This window comes from Alitabrizicola rongguiensis (genome assembly GCF_021491355.1).
GTDB classification, from domain to species: domain Bacteria; phylum Pseudomonadota; class Alphaproteobacteria; order Rhodobacterales; family Rhodobacteraceae; genus Aliitabrizicola; species Aliitabrizicola rongguiensis.
Genome location: NZ_JAKENF010000002.1, coordinates 133,209 through 149,790 on the forward strand (window position 1 = coordinate 133,209; position 16,582 = coordinate 149,790).

18 protein-coding genes and 1 tRNA gene are annotated in these 16,582 nt (G+C 65.5%); 13 read left to right on the top strand and 6 right to left on the bottom strand.

Annotated elements, in window-relative coordinates; genetic code table 11:
• Positions 1 to 63: 63 nt before the first annotated feature.
• Positions 64 to 633 (top strand): isochorismatase family protein, encoded by a 570-nt coding sequence (locus L0V05_RS06650; protein ID WP_234869336.1) that lies wholly within the window; start codon positions 64 to 66, stop codon positions 631 to 633.
• Entirely contained in the window at positions 633 to 1,481 is an 849-nt protein-coding gene (locus L0V05_RS06655; RefSeq protein ID WP_234869337.1) for a LysR family transcriptional regulator, read from the top strand. The genes L0V05_RS06650 and L0V05_RS06655 overlap by 1 nt, the downstream gene beginning before the upstream one ends.
• Before the next feature lie 59 nt (positions 1,482 to 1,540).
• Here L0V05_RS06655 and L0V05_RS06660 read toward each other — a convergent pair.
• Positions 1,541 to 1,627 (bottom strand) — tRNA-Leu (locus tag L0V05_RS06660).
• 166 nt (positions 1,628 to 1,793) lie between these two features.
• Here L0V05_RS06660 and lipB point away from each other — a divergent pair.
• The 5 genes from lipB (at position 1,794) to L0V05_RS06685 (ending at position 6,197) form a co-directional block, all read left to right on the top strand.
• Positions 1,794 to 2,468 (top strand): lipoyl(octanoyl) transferase LipB, encoded by a 675-nt coding sequence (gene lipB, locus L0V05_RS06665; protein WP_234869338.1) that lies wholly within the window; start codon positions 1,794 to 1,796, stop codon positions 2,466 to 2,468.
• 83 nt (positions 2,469 to 2,551) lie between these two features.
• Positions 2,552 to 2,962, top strand: coding sequence for a c-type cytochrome (locus L0V05_RS06670; protein WP_234869339.1), 411 nt, complete (start codon positions 2,552 to 2,554; stop codon positions 2,960 to 2,962).
• A gap of 237 nt (positions 2,963 to 3,199) precedes the next feature.
• Entirely contained in the window at positions 3,200 to 4,870 is a 1,671-nt protein-coding gene (gene ctaD / locus L0V05_RS06675) for a cytochrome c oxidase subunit I (protein ID WP_234869340.1), read from the top strand.
• Between the two features lie 9 nt (positions 4,871 to 4,879).
• Positions 4,880 to 5,407 carry a DUF2244 domain-containing protein gene (locus tag L0V05_RS06680; protein WP_234869341.1) on the top strand — a complete coding sequence of 176 codons (528 nt, stop codon included), beginning with the start codon at positions 4,880 to 4,882 and terminating at the stop codon, positions 5,405 to 5,407.
• A gap of 460 nt (positions 5,408 to 5,867) precedes the next feature.
• A complete protein-coding gene (locus tag L0V05_RS06685) occupies positions 5,868 to 6,197 on the top strand; it encodes a GYD domain-containing protein (RefSeq protein WP_234869342.1) in 330 nt (109 codons plus the stop codon).
• 79 nt (positions 6,198 to 6,276) lie between these two features.
• On the opposite strand, the gene L0V05_RS06690 is transcribed toward L0V05_RS06685, so the two are convergent.
• A complete protein-coding gene (locus L0V05_RS06690; protein ID WP_234870547.1) occupies positions 6,277 to 6,735 on the bottom strand; it encodes a GatB/YqeY domain-containing protein in 459 nt (152 codons plus the stop codon).
• A gap of 181 nt (positions 6,736 to 6,916) precedes the next feature.
• On the opposite strand from L0V05_RS06690, the gene carA reads away from it, so the two are divergent.
• Positions 6,917 to 8,086: a glutamine-hydrolyzing carbamoyl-phosphate synthase small subunit gene (gene carA / locus L0V05_RS06695; RefSeq protein WP_234869343.1), complete on the top strand. Its 1,170-nt coding sequence runs from the start codon at positions 6,917 to 6,919 to the stop codon at positions 8,084 to 8,086.
• Positions 8,087 to 8,169: 83 nt separating this feature from the next.
• Positions 8,170 to 10,053: a glycosyltransferase gene (locus L0V05_RS06700; protein ID WP_234869344.1), complete on the top strand. Its 1,884-nt coding sequence runs from the start codon at positions 8,170 to 8,172 to the stop codon at positions 10,051 to 10,053.
• A 110-nt stretch (positions 10,054 to 10,163) separates the two neighbouring features.
• Here L0V05_RS06700 and L0V05_RS06705 read toward each other — a convergent pair whose 3' ends face one another.
• The gene (locus tag L0V05_RS06705) at positions 10,164 to 10,817 is read right to left on the bottom strand and encodes a GntR family transcriptional regulator (protein ID WP_234869345.1); all 654 of its coding nucleotides are present in this window, start codon (positions 10,815 to 10,817) and stop codon (positions 10,164 to 10,166) included.
• 92 nt (positions 10,818 to 10,909) lie between these two features.
• Between L0V05_RS06705 and L0V05_RS06710 the strand changes: the two genes are divergently transcribed.
• The 3 genes from L0V05_RS06710 to L0V05_RS06720 all read left to right on the top strand — a co-directional run bounded on the left by L0V05_RS06710 (position 10,910) and on the right by L0V05_RS06720 (position 13,137).
• Entirely contained in the window at positions 10,910 to 11,557 is a 648-nt protein-coding gene (locus L0V05_RS06710) for a pyrimidine 5'-nucleotidase (protein ID WP_234869346.1), read from the top strand.
• A gap of 80 nt (positions 11,558 to 11,637) precedes the next feature.
• Complete coding sequence (locus L0V05_RS06715) at positions 11,638 to 11,862, top strand: hypothetical protein (protein WP_234869347.1); 225 nt, start codon at positions 11,638 to 11,640, stop codon at positions 11,860 to 11,862.
• A gap of 75 nt (positions 11,863 to 11,937) precedes the next feature.
• Positions 11,938 to 13,137 carry a UbiH/UbiF family hydroxylase gene (locus L0V05_RS06720; RefSeq protein WP_234869348.1) on the top strand — a complete coding sequence of 400 codons (1,200 nt, stop codon included), beginning with the start codon at positions 11,938 to 11,940 and terminating at the stop codon, positions 13,135 to 13,137.
• 3 nt (positions 13,138 to 13,140) lie between these two features.
• Here the strand turns inward: L0V05_RS06720 and L0V05_RS06725 are convergent, their stop codons facing one another.
• From L0V05_RS06725 to L0V05_RS06735, 3 genes are all read right to left on the bottom strand, one after another.
• On the bottom strand, positions 13,141 to 14,268 hold the full coding sequence (locus tag L0V05_RS06725) for an aminotransferase class V-fold PLP-dependent enzyme (RefSeq protein WP_234869349.1): 1,128 nt from the start codon (positions 14,266 to 14,268) through the stop codon (positions 13,141 to 13,143).
• A gap of 157 nt (positions 14,269 to 14,425) precedes the next feature.
• Positions 14,426 to 14,884, bottom strand: a complete 459-nt coding sequence (locus L0V05_RS06730; protein ID WP_234869350.1) for an Lrp/AsnC family transcriptional regulator — start codon at positions 14,882 to 14,884, stop codon at positions 14,426 to 14,428.
• The gene (locus L0V05_RS06735; protein ID WP_234869351.1) at positions 14,881 to 15,336 is read right to left on the bottom strand and encodes an Lrp/AsnC family transcriptional regulator; all 456 of its coding nucleotides are present in this window, start codon (positions 15,334 to 15,336) and stop codon (positions 14,881 to 14,883) included. The genes L0V05_RS06730 and L0V05_RS06735 overlap by 4 nt, the downstream gene beginning before the upstream one ends.
• 132 nt (positions 15,337 to 15,468) lie before the next feature.
• Between L0V05_RS06735 and ilvC the strand changes: the two genes are divergently transcribed.
• A complete protein-coding gene (gene ilvC / locus L0V05_RS06740; RefSeq protein ID WP_234869352.1) occupies positions 15,469 to 16,491 on the top strand; it encodes a ketol-acid reductoisomerase in 1,023 nt (340 codons plus the stop codon).
• Positions 16,492 to 16,582: the final 91 nt, after the last annotated feature.

A 16,582-nucleotide genomic window follows, 5' to 3' on the forward strand; every position in this document is an offset into this window, starting at 1 on the left:
GCGATGGCTTTCAATTCGGCATGACCCGGCTTATTGATCGATAAATCCGATCAGGAGAGAGCCATGCCGCTCATCGACCGCAGCCGCAGCTTCCTTGCCTTGATCGACGTGCAGCCTGCCTTTCTGGACAAGCTGGCGCTCGCCGAGCGCGACCCTCTGGTCGCGCGGATCGCCTGGATCATCCGCGTCGCGAGGGCGCTCGACATTCCGATGCTGGCATTGGCCGAGGACCTGCCCTCAGAGGGCCCGCCGGTGCCGGCGATCCTCGAGGCACTGCCGCCCGGCCTGCCCATCCACGACAAGCGGGTTTTCGGACTGGCCGGTCAGCCCGATCTGCTGACCGCCGCGCGCGCCCTGAACCGCCCGCAAGCCGTACTGGTCGGGCTAGAGACAGATGTCTGCATCTGCCACTCGGCACTTGGGCTCAAGGACGCAGGCTTCACCGTGGCGGTGGTGACCGATGCGACCGGCAGCCCCGGCGACAACCATGCGGCGGGCCTTGCCCGGATGCAGGGCGAGGGCATTATCCTGACCAATACCAAGGGCCTTTACTACGAATGGGCCCGCGACCTTGCCACCTGTGTCGCGCTGCGGTCGCTGAATGGCGCTCCGCCGCCGGGCGTGACGCTCTGATGACCCCTGAACTCCTCGACACTTTCCTCGACCTCGTCGAGACCCGCAGCTTCCACCGCTCGGCCGAGCGTCTGGGGCTGACCCAGTCCACGATCTCGGCCCGGGTGCAGGCGCTGGAGACGACGCTTGGCACGCGGCTGTTCCAACGCTCGCGGTCGGGAACACAACTCACCACCGAGGGGCTGAAGTTCGAACCCCATGCCCGCGCGCTGCGCCATGGCTGGGCTGAGGCGCGGCGCGCGGTGGAGCCGACGGGAGCACAGGCAGTGGCGCTGCGGATCGGCATCCAGAACGACCTCGCCGCGGGCCATATCGGCGACTGGGTCTCGGGCTTTCGCCGCGCCTTGCCCCAGACCGGCTTCTACATCGAGCCCGACTATTCGGCGCAGATGTGCAGCGACCTCGTGGCGGGCGCCCTTGATTTCGCCGTGCTCTTCAGCCCCCGCGCCGAGCCCGACCTGCATTTCGCCAGCGTCGGCCAGATCGCCTACCGGCTGATCTCGTCCGATGGCGACCGGCGGGCCGACCTGCGACCGGAACGATACATCCGGGCGAACTACTCCCCCGCCTTCGAGGTGGCGCATCGGGCGCTTCTGCCGGAAATGGGTGCGGCCGCCCTCGCGGCCGGTCAGAACGCCGCCGTTGCGGGCCTGCTGCAATCGCTCGGCGGCGCGGGCTTCGTGCTGGCAGACACGGTTCAGGCCCTTGCCGCCCAGGGGTTCCGCCCGGTCGCCGACGTGCCTGCGATCACCCAGCCGGTCTTTGCGGCCATGCACCTGCGCCACCGGACATCGGCGATGCACCGACGGCTCTTGCAGATCGTCGAGCGGCAACTGGGGCGCCGGTAGGGTACAGTCAGGATGACAGGAAACAAAAAGCCCCGCAATTGCGGGGCTTTGTCGAGAAATGGTGCGGTTGAGAAGACTCGAACTTCCACGGGAGTTACCCCACAGCGACCTCAACGCTGCGCGTCTACCAATTCCGCCACAACCGCCCGTTTCCGGGATGCCCCGGCTCGGATGGCGGGCTTTTAGCGAAGCGCCCCGGGGAAGGAAAGGGGGATTCTGCACCGCCCGAACGGTTTTGCACGGCGAGTTCCGAAGGTTGCATTTCCCGCAATCCCGACGCATCTCGGGTGAAACCGGCGGCAGGAGCATTTCATGGTCGAATGGAGACTCTCCGAGGGACTCGTGCCCTATGACGAAGCGCTCTCAACGATGGAGGAACGGGTGGCGGCCATCTCCGAAGGCCGGGCCGGAGAGATGATCTGGCTGCTGGAGCATCCGCCGCTCTACACCGCCGGCACCTCGGCCAGGGCCGAGGACCTGACCGATCCCGACCGCTTTCCCGTGTTCAAGGCAGGGCGCGGCGGGCAATACACCTATCACGGGCCGGGGCAGCGCGTGGTCTATGTGATGCTCGATCTCAATACCCGCGGCCGCGATGTGCGCAAGTTCGTCTGCAGGCTCGAAGACTGGGTGATCGCGACACTGGCCGAATTCGGCGTCAAGGGTGAACGTCGCGCGGGCCGCGTCGGTGTCTGGGTGGTGCGGCCGGACCGGCCGCCCTCGCCCGATGGCAGCCCCGCGGAGGACAAGATCGCCGCGATCGGGGTCAAGCTGCGCAAATGGGTCAGCTTCCATGGCATAAGCATCAATGTCGAACCGGACCTGAGCCATTTTGACGGCATCGTGCCCTGCGGAATCCGCGACCATGGTGTCACGAGTCTTGTTGATCTGGGCCTGCCGGTCACGATGGCCGATCTCGATGCTGCGCTTCGTCGGACCTTCGCCGCCGCGATGGACAGCGACACCCGCGACGAATGCACATATTGATCGCCATGCGGGGGAGGCGTTCTGTCAGGGGCAGGGCAGCGACTCACCCCCGCTGCCAGCCAGCACCAGAGAGAGGACACCCCATGAAGTTTCTGCCGCTCATTGCCAGCCTGACGCTTGTCGCCGCCCCCGTCTTTGCGGAGGGCGACGCGGCCAAGGGCGAAAACGAGTTCAAGAAATGCAAGGCCTGCCATGCGATCACCGCGCCCGACGGGACTGACATCGTGAAGGGCGGCAAGGTCGGCCCGAACCTTTACGGCGTGGTTGGCCGGCCGCTCGCCTCGGTCGAGGGCTTTGCCTACGGCGACGGCATCAAGGAAGCCGCGGGCAAGGGTCTTGTCTGGGACGAGGCGATGATCGCGGCCTATGTCGCGGATCCGACCAAATGGCTTGAAGAGCAGACCGGCGATCCCAAGGCCAAGTCGAAGATGAGCTTCAAGCTGCCGAAAGGCGGCGAGGATGTTGCAGCCTACCTCGCCTCGGTCGCGAAGTAAGCCTCACACCCTTCAGGCAAACCCGCATCAGACGGGGCCGGGCCGGCTTGGCCCGGCCCTTTTGCGTCCGCCTGCGGCGCATTGCCGCAGGCAACCCCAATTCCCGCACCATATTTCTTGATCTGGATCAAAGTCTGGCGTTGCCGCCAACGACCGCCCCCTCTAGAACGGGTCGCAAGGGGGGAGTCACTCCACTTCCCACGAAAAAAAGCAACTACGGGATTACTGGAGGCGAGTATGGCGGACGCAGCCATTCACGGCCACGAAGACCATCGCGGCTTCTTCACGCGCTGGTTCATGTCGACGAACCACAAGGACATCGGCATCCTTTATCTGTTCTTTGCGGGCTTCCTCGGCCTGCTGTCGGTGACGTTCACCGTCTACATGCGCATGGAACTTATGCACCCCGGCGTGCAATACATGTGTCTTGAGGGCGCGCGCCTGACGGCCGCGACTGCAGCCGACACCTGCACGCCGAACGGACACCTGTGGAACGTGTTCATCACTGGCCACGGCGTTCTGATGATGTTCTTCGTCGTGATTCCGGGCATGTTCGGGGGCTTCGGCAACTACTTCATGCCGCTGCAGATCGGCGCGCCGGACATGGCCTTCCCGCGGATGAACAACCTCTCCTTCTGGATGTTCGCCGCCGGTGGCACCCTGGCAGTGATCTCGGTCTTCGCGCCGGGCGGTAACAGCCAGTCGGGCGCGGGCGTTGGTTGGGTCCTGTATCCGCCTCTTTCGACCAGCGAGACCGGCATCGCCATGGACCTTGCGATCTTCGCGGTCCACCTGTCGGGCGCCTCGTCGATCCTCGGTGCGATCAACATCATCACCACCTTCCTGAACATGCGCGCGCCGGGCATGACGCTGCACAAGGTGCCGCTCTTTGCCTGGTCGATCTTCGTCACTGCGTGGCTGATCCTTCTGTCGCTGCCCGTTCTGGCCGGCGCGATCACCATGCTTCTGACCGACCGCAACTTCGGCACGACCTTCTTCCAGCCGGCCGGTGGCGGTGACCCGGTGCTTTACCAGCACATCCTTTGGTTCTTCGGCCATCCGGAAGTGTACATCGTGATCCTGCCGGGCTTCGGCATCGTCAGCCAGGTCATCGCGACCTTCTCGCGCAAGCCGATCTTCGGCTACCTGCCGATGGTCTATGCGATGGTGGCGATCGGCGTGCTGGGCTTCGTCGTCTGGGCGCACCACATGTACACCACCGGCATGTCGCTGACCCAGCAGTCCTACTTCATGCTGGCCACGATGGTGATCGCGGTGCCGACCGGCATCAAGATCTTCTCGTGGATCGCAACGATGTGGGGCGGCTCGATCGAGTTCAAGACTCCGATGCTCTTCGCCATCGGCTTCATCTTCCTGTTCACCGTTGGCGGCGTGACCGGCATCGTGCTGAGCCAGGCGCCGATCGACCGCGCCTATCACGACACCTACTATGTCGTGGCGCACTTCCACTACGTCATGTCGCTTGGCGCGGTCTTCGCGATCTTTGCGGGCATGTACTTCTGGATCGGCAAGATGTCGGGCCGGCAATATCCGGAATGGGCGGGCAAGCTGCACTTCTGGGCCATGTTCATCGGTGCGAACCTGACCTTCTTCCCGCAGCACTTCCTGGGCCGCCAGGGCATGCCGCGCCGCTACATCGACTATCCGGAGGCCTTCGCCTACTGGAACTACATCTCGTCGCTCGGCGCGTTCCTGTCCTTCGCCTCGTTCCTGTTCTTCATCGGGATCATGTTCTACACGATCCGCGCCGGCCAGCGCATCACGGTGAACAACTACTGGAACGAGCACGCGGATACGCTGGAATGGACCCTGCCCTGCCCGCCGCCGGAGCATACCTTCGAGATCCTTCCGAAGCGCTCCGACTGGGACAAGGGCCACGCCCACTGACCTTCGGCCATGCCTTACGAATGGCTGATCGATCCCCAAAAGGCCCCGGAGCAATCCGGGGCCTCTTTCACTGAGGATGCCCCGCTGGCGCGCCTGCATCTGTGGCCTTTCCGGTCGCTTCCCAAGCGTGGATTCGTCTGGCTGATCGCGGCGACGGCGGCGCTGATCTCGCTGCCGCTCTGGCCGGTGATGGGAACGCCGATCCTGTGGGGGCTGCTGCCCTTCCTGCTGTTGGCGGTCTGGGGCCTGTGGTTCGCGCTTCAGCGCAACTACCGCGACGGCGAGGTGGTCGAGGATCTGACGATCTGGCGCGACCGCGTGACGCTGGTGCGCCACGGACCGCGCGGGCAGCGGCAGGAATGGCAGGCCAACCCGCACTGGGTGCGGGTGACCCTGCATGAAACGGGGGGGCCGGTGCCGAACTACCTGACCCTCCGCGGCAATGGCCGAGAGGTCGAGATCGGGTCTTTCCTGGCAGAAGAAGAACGACTCGCGCTGATCCACGACCTGCGTGTCGCGCTTAGCCCGGGCCTCTGACGGACAATCACCGACAGCATTGGGCGCGGCATTTCACCGTCCAGGGCTCTGCCATATTCAGAATCCTGTCGATCTGGAGGAGGTACGGAACTGCTTCGCGGCTGTCTCATTGCCGGATATGTCGCGTCGGTTGCGACCATCTCGGCGGTTGAGACGATGGCCTGCACCCGCTTCCTGTCGGGTGCTGTGACTTCAAACTGACCAACGTCGCGAAGGTCACATGGTCCGATCTTGCGCAGATGGCCCAGTCAGCGGGTGCGCCCGTCCGGGTTCTCGATCCAGACAACATCGACCTCTCCGGCAACGTCACGGACAAGTTCGGACCGGCCACCCGCGCCGTTCTGAAACTTTTTGCAGGAATCTCTGTGCGGCGTCGATCCGTGCTATCCTGTGGTCGTGCACCGGCCCGGCGCATCAGGCCCCGGGGGAGCCGGATGCCACGACGGGGGGAACACGACAAATGGCACGCTATATCATCACCGGCAGCTACACGTCGGCGGGAATGCGGGGCATGATTGCCCATCCAAGCGATCGGGAAGCGGCGACCCGCGCGCTTGTCGAAGCGTCGGGCGGCAAGATGCTGACCTATCTGCTGACCACCGGCGACAACGATTTCCTGATGGTGACCGAATCCGACGACTCGACCGGGCTTATCGCGGCGCTCATGGTGGCCGGCGCGTCGGGGGCCGTCGCGAACCTAAAGACGGTCCAGGCCTTCACCTCGGCCGAGTTCGTGACCGCACAAAAGAAGGCCGGTGCTTTGGCTTCAAAATACGCGGCACCCAGCTGATGAGTGGGGCTGCATCCGGCAGTCCGGATGCAGCCCTTTCGCGCAGACCGACTTGGCCGCCTGACGGGCAAAGAGCCTGTCAGGCCAGCCTTTGCTTCAGACTCGCCCCGACTGCACCGAAATCCATCTGACCGGTATACTTGGCCTTCAGCACGGCCATGACTTTCCCCATGTCGCGGATGCTCGTGGCGCCGGATTCCGAAATCGCCGTCGCGATGGCTGTCTCGACCTCTGCGGCGGTCAGCTGGCGCGGCAGGAATTCCTCGATCACCTTGATCTCGTTCAGTTCCTTCTCGGCGAGTTCGATCCGCCCGCCTTCTTCGTAGATGCGGGCGCTTTCCTGGCGTTGCTTCACCATCTTGCCCAGCACGGCCAGGATCTCGGCATCCGAGATTCCGTCTTCATGCCCTTCACCGCGCGCGGCGATGTCACGGTCCTTGATCGCAGCGTTGATGAGCCGGAGGGCCGAAAGCCGTTCGGCTTCCCGAGCCTTCATCGCCTCTTTCAACGCGGTCTGCAGACGGTCGCGCATGTTCATCGGTTCATCCATCCCCCTGGGTGTCCGGGCGACCACAATACAGGGGGGGCAGGTGCAAGACAACAGGCGCCCTTGCGTCAAGTTATTGTTCTGAAAAGAAAAGACATTTCCCGCGCACCCTTGACCCCGCCGGAGCGCGGGCATAGGTTCCAGCCGTTTATCCAGACCCGGGAGTCGCGCCATGTCCGCCACCAGCCAACAGCCCGCCTCCCGCCCGACAGCCTGCCTTGCGCTGGCGGATGGCACGATCTTTTATGGCCACGGCTTTGGCGCCACCGGCGAGACGGTTGCGGAGCTGGTCTTCAACACCGCGATGACCGGCTATCAGGAAATCATGACCGACCCCTCCTATGCCGGGCAGGTCGTGACCTTCACCTTCCCGCATATCGGCAATGTCGGCGTGAACACCGAAGACGATGAAACCGCCGATCCGGTGGCGGCCGGCCTTGTGGTGAAGTGGGACCCGACCGAACCGTCGAACTGGCGTTCTACCGGCGATCTGGTCGACTGGCTCAAGGTCAAGGGCCGGATCGGCATGGGCGGGGTCGATACACGCCGCCTGACCCGCGCGATCCGCCAGCAGGGCGCCCCGCATGTGGCGCTGGCCCACGATCCCGAAGGCAAGTTCGACATCGGCGCGCTGGTCGCCAAGGCGCGCGCCTGGCGCGGCCTGGTCGGGCTCGACCTTGCCAAGGACGTGAGCTGCACCCAGTCCTATCGTTGGGACGAGATGCGGTGGGCCTGGCCCGAGGGCTACAAGCGCCGCGAAGGTCCGGGGCTGCGCGTCGTCGCCATCGACTACGGCGCAAAACGCAACATCCTGCGCTGCCTCGCCTCTTCGGGCTGCGAGGTCACGGTGCTGCCGGCCACGGCCACGGCCGAGGACGTCCTGGCCCTGAACCCAGAAGGCGTGTTCCTGTCGAACGGCCCCGGCGACCCGGCGGCGACGGGCGAATATGCCGTTCCGATGATCCGGGGCGTTCTGGAAAGGGACCTGCCCTTGTTCGGGATCTGCCTTGGCCACCAGATGCTGGCGCTGGCGCTTGGCGCCCGCACGGTCAAGATGAACCACGGTCACCACGGCGCGAACCATCCCGTGAAGGATGTCGAAACCGGCAAGGTCGAGATCACCTCGATGAACCACGGCTTCACGGTCGACAGCCAGACGCTGCCGAAAGGCGTGATCGAGACTCATGTCAGCCTCTTCGACGGATCGAACTGCGGTATCCGCATGACCGACCGCCCTGTCTTCTCGGTGCAGTATCACCCGGAGGCAAGCCCCGGCCCGCAGGACAGCTATTACCTGTTCGACCGCTTCGCCGAGGCAATGCGCGCCCGCCGTTCGGCCTGACCGGGCAGCCAGGGCCCTCCTCCTGTTAACCCCCTGTTAACCAAGGGGGAACGAAGCTGGCACGGCCTGACAGAAAGGCCGCCATGCCCGCCCCTGCCCTTCAGCTTGTTACGCCCTCGCAACTCGCCCTGCCGCTCTTGCGGCCCGGCGAGGTCCGGCCTCGCGACGAGGCGGGCGCGCTCGGCCTCCACCTGCTGAACGCGGGGGTGGTCGGGCCGGCTGCGCTCGTGCGTGGACTGGCCTTGCAGCGCGAAAGGGGCGGCGATCTCGGCACGCTCCTGCTGACAGAGGGGCTGGCGCGCGATCCGGCCCTGACCCGTGCGCGCGCAGCATATCTTGGGCTGCGCTTCGTCGATCCGCGCGAGTCAGCGCCCGATCCGCGCCAGATCGACCGGCTGGGGGCGGTTGACTGTCTGCGCCTTGGCCTTCTGCCCTGGCGCCGGATCGGCGCGGCCACGGTCGTTCTGGCGGATCATCCCGACACGCTTCGCCGGCATCGCGGCACGGTCGAAGCCGCGCTTGGGCCGGTGACACTTGCCCTCGCCCCGCGCGAGGCGCTTCAGGCCGTCGTTGCCGAACTCAGCCGCGATCCCCTGCTTCGGCGCGCCGAAAGCCGCACCGAGGCCAGCGAAAGCTGCCGGTCTCTGCCGGCACGGCCCCGGCTGCTGCACCCGGTGCTTCTTGTCCTCGGTGTGCTTCTGGGCCTCTTCCCGCTTGCCATGACCCTGGGCCTTCTGACGCTGATTGCCCTCTTGGCGATGACCGCCAGCATGGTGCTCAAGGGCGCTGCGCTTCTTGCTGCCCTGCGCCGCCCGCCCCCCGCCGATCCGCCGCCCCTGATCGCCCGGTTGCCAGTGGTATCGGTCATGGTCGCGCTCTACAAGGAAGCCGAGATTGCGCCCCGCCTTGTCCGCCGGCTGGGGCGGATCGACTATCCGCGCGAACTGCTCGACATCGTGCTTGTCGTCGAAGAGGAAGACGAACTCACCCGCCATGCCCTGGCACGCGCCGGGCTGCCCGGCTGGATGCGGATCGTGCCGGTGCCGAAAGGCAGCCTGAAGACCAAGCCGCGCGCGCTGAACTATGCGCTCGACTTCTGCCGCGGCATCTTCATCGGCATCTACGATGCGGAAGACGCGCCCGAGGGCTGCCAGATCCGCAGGGTTGTCGACCGCTTCCACCAACGCGGGCCAGAGGTGGCCTGCCTGCAGGGCGTGCTCGACTTCTACAACCCGCAGACCAACTGGATGGCCCGCTGCTTCACGATGGAGTATGCCGCGTGGTTCAGGGTGATCCTGCCCGGCCTCGCGCGACTGGGCCTGCCGGTGCCGCTTGGCGGCACGACCCTGTTCTTCCGCCGCGATGCCCTTGAATCCCTCGGGGCCTGGGATGCGCATAACGTCACCGAGGACGCCGATCTCGGCCTGCGGCTGGCCCGCCACGGCTACCGGACCGAACTGATCGAGACTGAAACAGGGGAAGAGGCGAACTGCCTGCTGCTGCCGTGGATCCGCCAGCGCTCGCGCTGGATCAAGGGCTACATGATGACCTGGCGCGTCCACATGCGCGAGCCTGCCCTCCTCTGCCGGCAACTCGGGGTGAGGGGTTTCCTCGCGGTGCAGGTCCTTTTCCTAGGATCGATCCTGCACGCCCTGCTCGCGCCGCTACTGCTCAGCTTCTGGGCCGCCAGTCTTGGCCTTTGGCATCCGGTGATCTCGGTCCTGCCGCCTGCGGCCTTCCGAGCGATGATTGGGCTGTTCCTGCTTTGCGAGGCGCTGAACCTGGCCATCGGTCTGATCGGTCTGCGCCGCCGGCGCGAGGTGCTCAATCCGATCTGGCTCCTGACCCTGTCGGTCTACCACCCGCTGGCCTCCCTTGCCGCCTACAAGGCGCTTTGGGAGATGGTCCTCAAACCCTTCTACTGGGACAAGACACGCCACGGCCGCTTCGACCGAGCTGGCGGGTAAGAGCCAACACAAAGGCACCTTCTTCTGTTTGCAAATATCCTCGGGGGTGAATGGGCCAGAGGCCCAGAGGGGGCTGACAGCCCCCTTTGCCGACCGATCCCACGAGCGCCTCAGCGGGTCTTCAGCTCGCCGGCATCCACCCGAAGGCGGGTCTCGAAGGCCTTCGAGATATGGGTCTTCAGCGCCTGATAGGCTGCCTCCCCATCCCGAGCCTCGATGGCGGCCACGATCGCGGCATGTTCCTGCAAGGCAATCTCGTCGCGACCCTCGGCCGCGAAGCTGGTCGTTGCCATCAGCGCCATGGCCCGGTTCACCAGATCGAGCTGCTGGATCAGGAAGCGGTTGTGAGACGCCAGGTGAATCTGGCGATGGAACCGCTTGTTGGCCCTGCTCAGCGCCCGTGGATCGCCCCCCAGCAGCTTGTGATCCTCCAGAACCATCCCATGGAGCACCCGGATCTCCTCATCCGAGGCATGGCGCGCCGCAAGCCGCGCGGCAAGTCCCTCGAGTTCCGACCGCACGGCGTAAAGATCGGAAAGCTGCGAATGATCCAGCGATGCGACGATCAGGCTGCGCCCGTCGCGCGTGAGCATTGACTGGGTCTCCAGCCGCTGCAGCGCCTCGCGGACCGGCGTGCGCGACACGCCCAGCCGCTCGGCCAGCTCCGATTCCACCAGCCGGTCGCCCGGACGGTAAACGCCTGCGTCGATCGCCTCGAGGATCAGCGAATAGGCATCCTTCTGCACGTCTTTCGGTTCTTTCATCTTCGACCCGTCCCCCCGCCCCGAAATAGACACGCCCCTTGCCCGGGATCAATCGGATTGATCGCCGGGCGCAGCATCACTACCTATGTCGCATGGTCCGCACGAATTTCCACCATGTCACGACCTGGGTCTTCGACCTGGACAACACGCTCTACCCGCCCTCGGCACGGCTCTTCGACCAGATCGAGGTGCGGATGATCGATTGGGTGATGGAGGCGCTGCGCGTCGACCGGCCCGAAGCCGACCGGCTGCGGCGCCACTACTGGATGACCTATGGCACCACGCTGGCGGGGCTGATGGCGGAGCACGGGGTCGATCCCGCGCCCTATCTGACCCATGTGCATGACATCTCGTTCGACAGCCTCGTGGCGGATGCCGTGCTGGCGCGCCGGATCGCGGCCCTGCCCGGTCGCAGGATCGTCTACACCAACGGCTGCGCGCCTTACGCCGAGCGGGTCATCGCGGCGCGCGGCCTGTCCGGGCTCTTCGATGCCGTGTACGGCGTCGAACATGCGGGCTTCCGCCCAAAACCCGAGCGTCGGGCGTTCGAGACGGTCTTTGCCAGCGATGGGCTCGACCCGGCCCGGGCAGCGATGTTCGAGGATGATCCGCGCAACCTGGCTGCACCGCACGAGATGGGGATGCGCACCGTTCATATCGCGCCCGAGCCCGAACCTGCCGAGCACATCCACCACCATGCCGAGGATCTGAGCGAGTTCCTCGGCCGACTGATCGACTGACGCCGCACTGCGGCATCCTGTCCATTTGCCCCGACTGCACCAGACATTATGTGGGTAAATGCTGAACAGGAGATTCATCGATGACCTCTGCCACGTTTGCCCGCGGCTTCTACGCCATCCCTTTTTTCGGCTGGATCGCCCGTGACATTTCCCGCGACATCAACAACGTCTGGTATGCGCTGGTCATCCTGCTGACGGCCCTCGCGCTGGCCGTCAAGACCTGGGGTCTGGTCGCGCTGGCCATGACGGCGCTGGCAATGGTGCCGGTGATGTTCGTGCTTCTCATCATGATCACCCGGGGCTGACGCCCAGGGCGAAAATGTCGCTTGGACGCGCCCCCCGGACCGGCCTATCTGTGGGCCGAACGGAAAGGGCGCGTCATGGCTAGGCAGAGCACGGATATCCTGGTTTCTGGGGGCGGCGTTGCGGGCCTGACTGCGGCTGCAGCCTTCGGCTGTGCCGGGTTTCGCGTGATCTGCGTCGATCCCGAGCCTCCGGTCACCGAACGCGATGCCGCAGGGTCCGACCAGCGCACGACAGCCTTCCTCCAACCCTCAATTCCGGTGCTGGAAGCTGCAGGCCTCTGGTCACGGCTCGAGCCCCATGCGGCGCCGCTGCAGATCATGCGGATCATCGATGCCGGCGGCGAGAAGCCCGAGCCGCGCATCATCAAGGATTTCGACGCCTCGGACATCTCGGACCAGCCCTTTGGCTGGAACCTCCCGAACTGGCTGCTGCGGCGCGAGATGGTGGCGCGGCTGGCCGAGCTGCCGAATGTCTCGTTCCGCCCCGGCACCGCCACGGCTCGGCTCATCACCCGCGAGGGCGAGGCCTTGGTGACGCTGTCTGACGGCACGGGTGTCTCTGCCCGGCTGGTGGTCGCCGCCGATGGGCGCAACTCCACCGTCCGGCAGGCGCTCGGCATCCCGGTCAAGACGCTGCGCTATGGACAGAAGGCGCTGGCCTTCGCGGTCACCCATCCCGAACCGCACAACAACGTCTCGACCGAGATCCATCGCTCGGGCGGCCCCTTTACGTTGGTGCCCCTGCCCGACCGCGACGGCGCCCATTCCTCGGCCATCGTCTGGATGGAGCGCGGCCCCGAAGCACTGCGCCTCGCGGCCCTGCCCCAGGCGGAGTTCGAGGCGGCGATGACCGAACGCTCCTGCGGCATCCTCGGGCCGCTGAAGCTGGTCAGCCGCCGCACCGTCTGGCCGATCATCAGCCAGATCGCCGACCGCATGGCGGGCGAACGTGCGGCGCTGATCGCCGAGGCCGCGCATGTCGTCCCGCCAATCGGGGCTCAGGGGCTGAACATGAGCCTCGCCGACCTGCGGGTCCTCCTGGACCTTGCGGCGAAAGCGCCGGACCGCCTTGGCGATGCCGCGATGCTCGACGCCTATCACAAGGCGCGCCACACCGAGGTCATGGCGCGGGTCACAGGCATCGACGCGCTGAACCGCGCCTCGATGATGGGCGAGCCTTTCCTGCGCGATCTGCGCGCAGGCGCCCTCAATGCGTTCTATTCCATCGCCCCGGTGCGCCGGACCCTGATGAAGGCCGGTCTCGGGGTGCGCTGAAGACTAGAGAACCTTGTCGACCGCCGCCTGCAGCCGCGCGAGCGTGCCCGGCACGTCGTAAAGCTTGTCCAGCCCGAACAGCCCCAGTCGGAACGTCCGGAACTCGGTCCCCTCGCCCACCTGAAGCGGCACGCCCGCCGCGATCTGCAGACCCTCGGCCACGAATTTCTTGCCGTTCTGGATGTCCGGGTCGTCAGTGAAGCTGACAACCACCCCCGGCGCTCCGAAGCCATCGGCGGCGACCGAGGGCACGCCCTTGGCCTTCATCATCGCCCGAACGCCTTCGCCCAGCTTCCACTGCGCCTCTTTAAGCCGCTGGAAGCCGTAGGTCTTCGTCTCCTGCATCGCGTCGCGGAAACGGACGAGCGCCTCGGTCGGCATGGTGGCGTGATAGGCATGGCCGCCATTCTCATAGGCCGACATGATCGCCCGCCACTTCTTTAGGTCGAGCGCGAAGCTGTCCGATGTGGTTTCGGCCAGCCGCTTCTCCGCCCGCTCGGACAGCATCACCAGGCCGGCTGCGGGCGAGGAGGACCAGCCCTTCTGCGGGGCAGAAATCAGCACGTCGACACCCGTCGCGCCCATGTCCACCCAGACCGCTCCGCTTGCGATGCAGTCGAGCACCATCAGCGCGCCGATCTCATGCGCCGCCGCCGCGATGGCAGTGATGTAGCTGTCCGGCAGGATGATCCCGGCGCTGGTCTCGACATGCGGGGCAAAGACAACATCCGGCCTCACCTCGCGGATCTTCGCCACGACCTCGTCCACCGGCGGCGGCGCGTAAGGCGCTTTCGGCCCATTCCCACCGGTCCGCGCCATGCAGACGGTCGTTTCCGCCGCGAACCCGCCCGCCTCGAAGATCTGCGTCCAGCGGTAGGAGAACCAGCCGTTCCGCACGATCAGCGCGTGGCGGTCGCGGGCGAACTGGCGGGCGACCGCTTCCATCGCAAAGGTGCCGCCGCCCGGCACGACCGCCACGCCAGAGGCGCTGTAGACCTCGCATAGCATCTCCGAAATGTCACGCATCACCTTCTGGAACTTCGCCGACATGTGGTTCAGCGACCGGTCGGTGAAAACCACCGAGAATTCCTGGAGCCCCTCTGGGTCGATTTCGGGCAGCAATCCGGGCATGGGCCAATCCTCCTCTTTGCACCGGTAAAGATACAGGCGCCGCGCGCCCGCGCCACCCCCTGCACTTCTTCTGTTCGCAAATATCCTCGGGGGAGGTGCAGGAGGGGGCAGACGGCCCCCTCCTGCACGGCGGGCATGGGTCGGCACCGCCCTGCCTTTACCCGATCGGCCCCGGCCGCCGCTCCTCGCTCAGTAGGACGTTGGCCTCGACCTGCCCTACGCCCGGCAGGGTCATGATCCGCCGGCGCAGCACCCGCTCGAAATCGGCAATGTCGCGGGCCACGACCCGCAGGCGGTAGTCGAACAGGCCCAGCACGTGCTGCACCACCTGCACCTCGGGGATTGCCGTCACCGCCCGTTCGAAGTCCTCGAGGGCAACGCGCCCCCGCGTGGCCAGCTTGATGCCCAGGAACACCGTCACGCCAAAGCCGATCGCCTCGCGGTCCACCACCACGCGCGTCCCGGCCAGCACGCCCGCCTCCTCCAGCCGCTTCACCCGGCGCCAGGCGGCGGGCTGGCTCAGGCCCAGACGCCGGCCAAGCTCGCCGGCGCTGACGGTGGCGTCTGCGGTCAGGATACGCAGGATCGCCCGGTCGTGGTCATCAAGGTCGATCAAACCGGCAGCCCCCCGTCATCCTTGATGGTCGAGATCAGCATCAGCGCATCCAGCTCGGCGATATGCGGCAGCGTCAGGATGCGGCTGCGATAAAGGTCCTGGTAATGCCCCATGTCGCGGGCGATGACGTTCAGCCGTACATCCACGCGGCCAAGGAAGGTCTCGATCGCCACCACCTCCGGCACCTCGCGCGCCGCCGCGATGAAGTCGTCGAAGGCGCGCGGATCGGTCTTGTCGAGCGTGAAGCGCAGGGACACCTCCACGGCATAGCCGAGCTTCCGCCAGTCGATCACCGCTTCGCGGCCTTGGATCACCCCGGCCGCCTGTAGCTTTTCCAGCCGGCGCCAGCAGGTCGCGGTGGTCAACCCCGTGCGCTCGGCCAGTTCTCCGGTGCCAAGCGCGGGCTCGGCCAGAAGATGACGCAGCAGGCGCCGGTCGGTATCGTCAAGCATGGAAACTTCGTTTATTGCCGATGTTACGCATGATCTTTCGCAGATCATGGAAGAATCGTCAAACTTTGCACGACGATTTACGTGCCTGTCCCTATGATGCCCGCCAGAACGGCATAAAAAGGAGAGACACCCATGCGCGTCTATTACGATCGCGACTGCGACATCAACCTCATCAAGGACAAGAAGGTCGCCATCCTCGGCTATGGCAGCCAGGGCCATGCCCATGCGCTGAACCTGCGCGACTCGGGCGCAAAGAACCTTGTCGTTGCGCTGCGCGAAGGCTCGCCCTCGGCCAAGAAAGCCGAAGCCGAAGGCCTGAAAGTCATGGGCATCGCCGAGGCCGCAGCGTGGTGTGACCTCATCATGTTCACCATGCCCGACGAGCTGCAGGCCGCGACCTACAAGAAATACGTGCACGACAACCTGCGCGAAGGCGCGGCGATCGCCTTCGCACACGGCCTGAACGTCCATTTCGGCCTGATCGAGCCGAAGAAGGGCGTCGACGTCATCATGATGGCGCCGAAGGGCCCGGGCCACACCGTGCGTGGCGAATATGTCAAGGGCGGCGGCGTGCCCTGCCTCGTGGCCGTCCATCAGGACGCGACCGGCAAGGCAATGGAAATCGGCCTCAGCTACTGCTCGGCCATCGGCGGCGGCCGTTCGGGCATCATCGAGACCAACTTCCGCCAGGAATGCGAAACCGACCTGTTCGGCGAGCAGGCCGTGCTCTGCGGCGGTCTGGTCGAGCTGATCCGCATGGGCTTCGAAACGCTGGTCGAAGCGGGCTACGAGCCCGAGATGGCCTATTTCGAATGCCTGCACGAGGTGAAGCTGATCGTGGACCTGATCTACGAAGGCGGCATCGCCAACATGAACTACTCGATCTCGAACACCGCCGAGTATGGCGAGTATGTCTCGGGCCCGCGCATCCTGCCCTATGACGAGACCAAGGCCCGGATGAAGGCCGTCCTGACCGACATCCAGACCGGCAAGTTCGTGCGCGACTTCATGCAGGAAAACGCCGTCGGCCAGCCCTTCTTCAAGGCCACCCGCCGCATCAATGACGAGCACCAGATCGAGAAGGTCGGTGAAAAGCTGCGCGCGATGATGCCCTGGATTGCCAAGGGCAAGATGGTGGACAAGGCGCGGAACTGATATGCTTCAGTGTGGGCGCCCAAGACAAGCGGGCGCCCACACGCACCACGAGAAGATGTCCAGACGGCAGTGACTTCCCTCAACGCCTTGC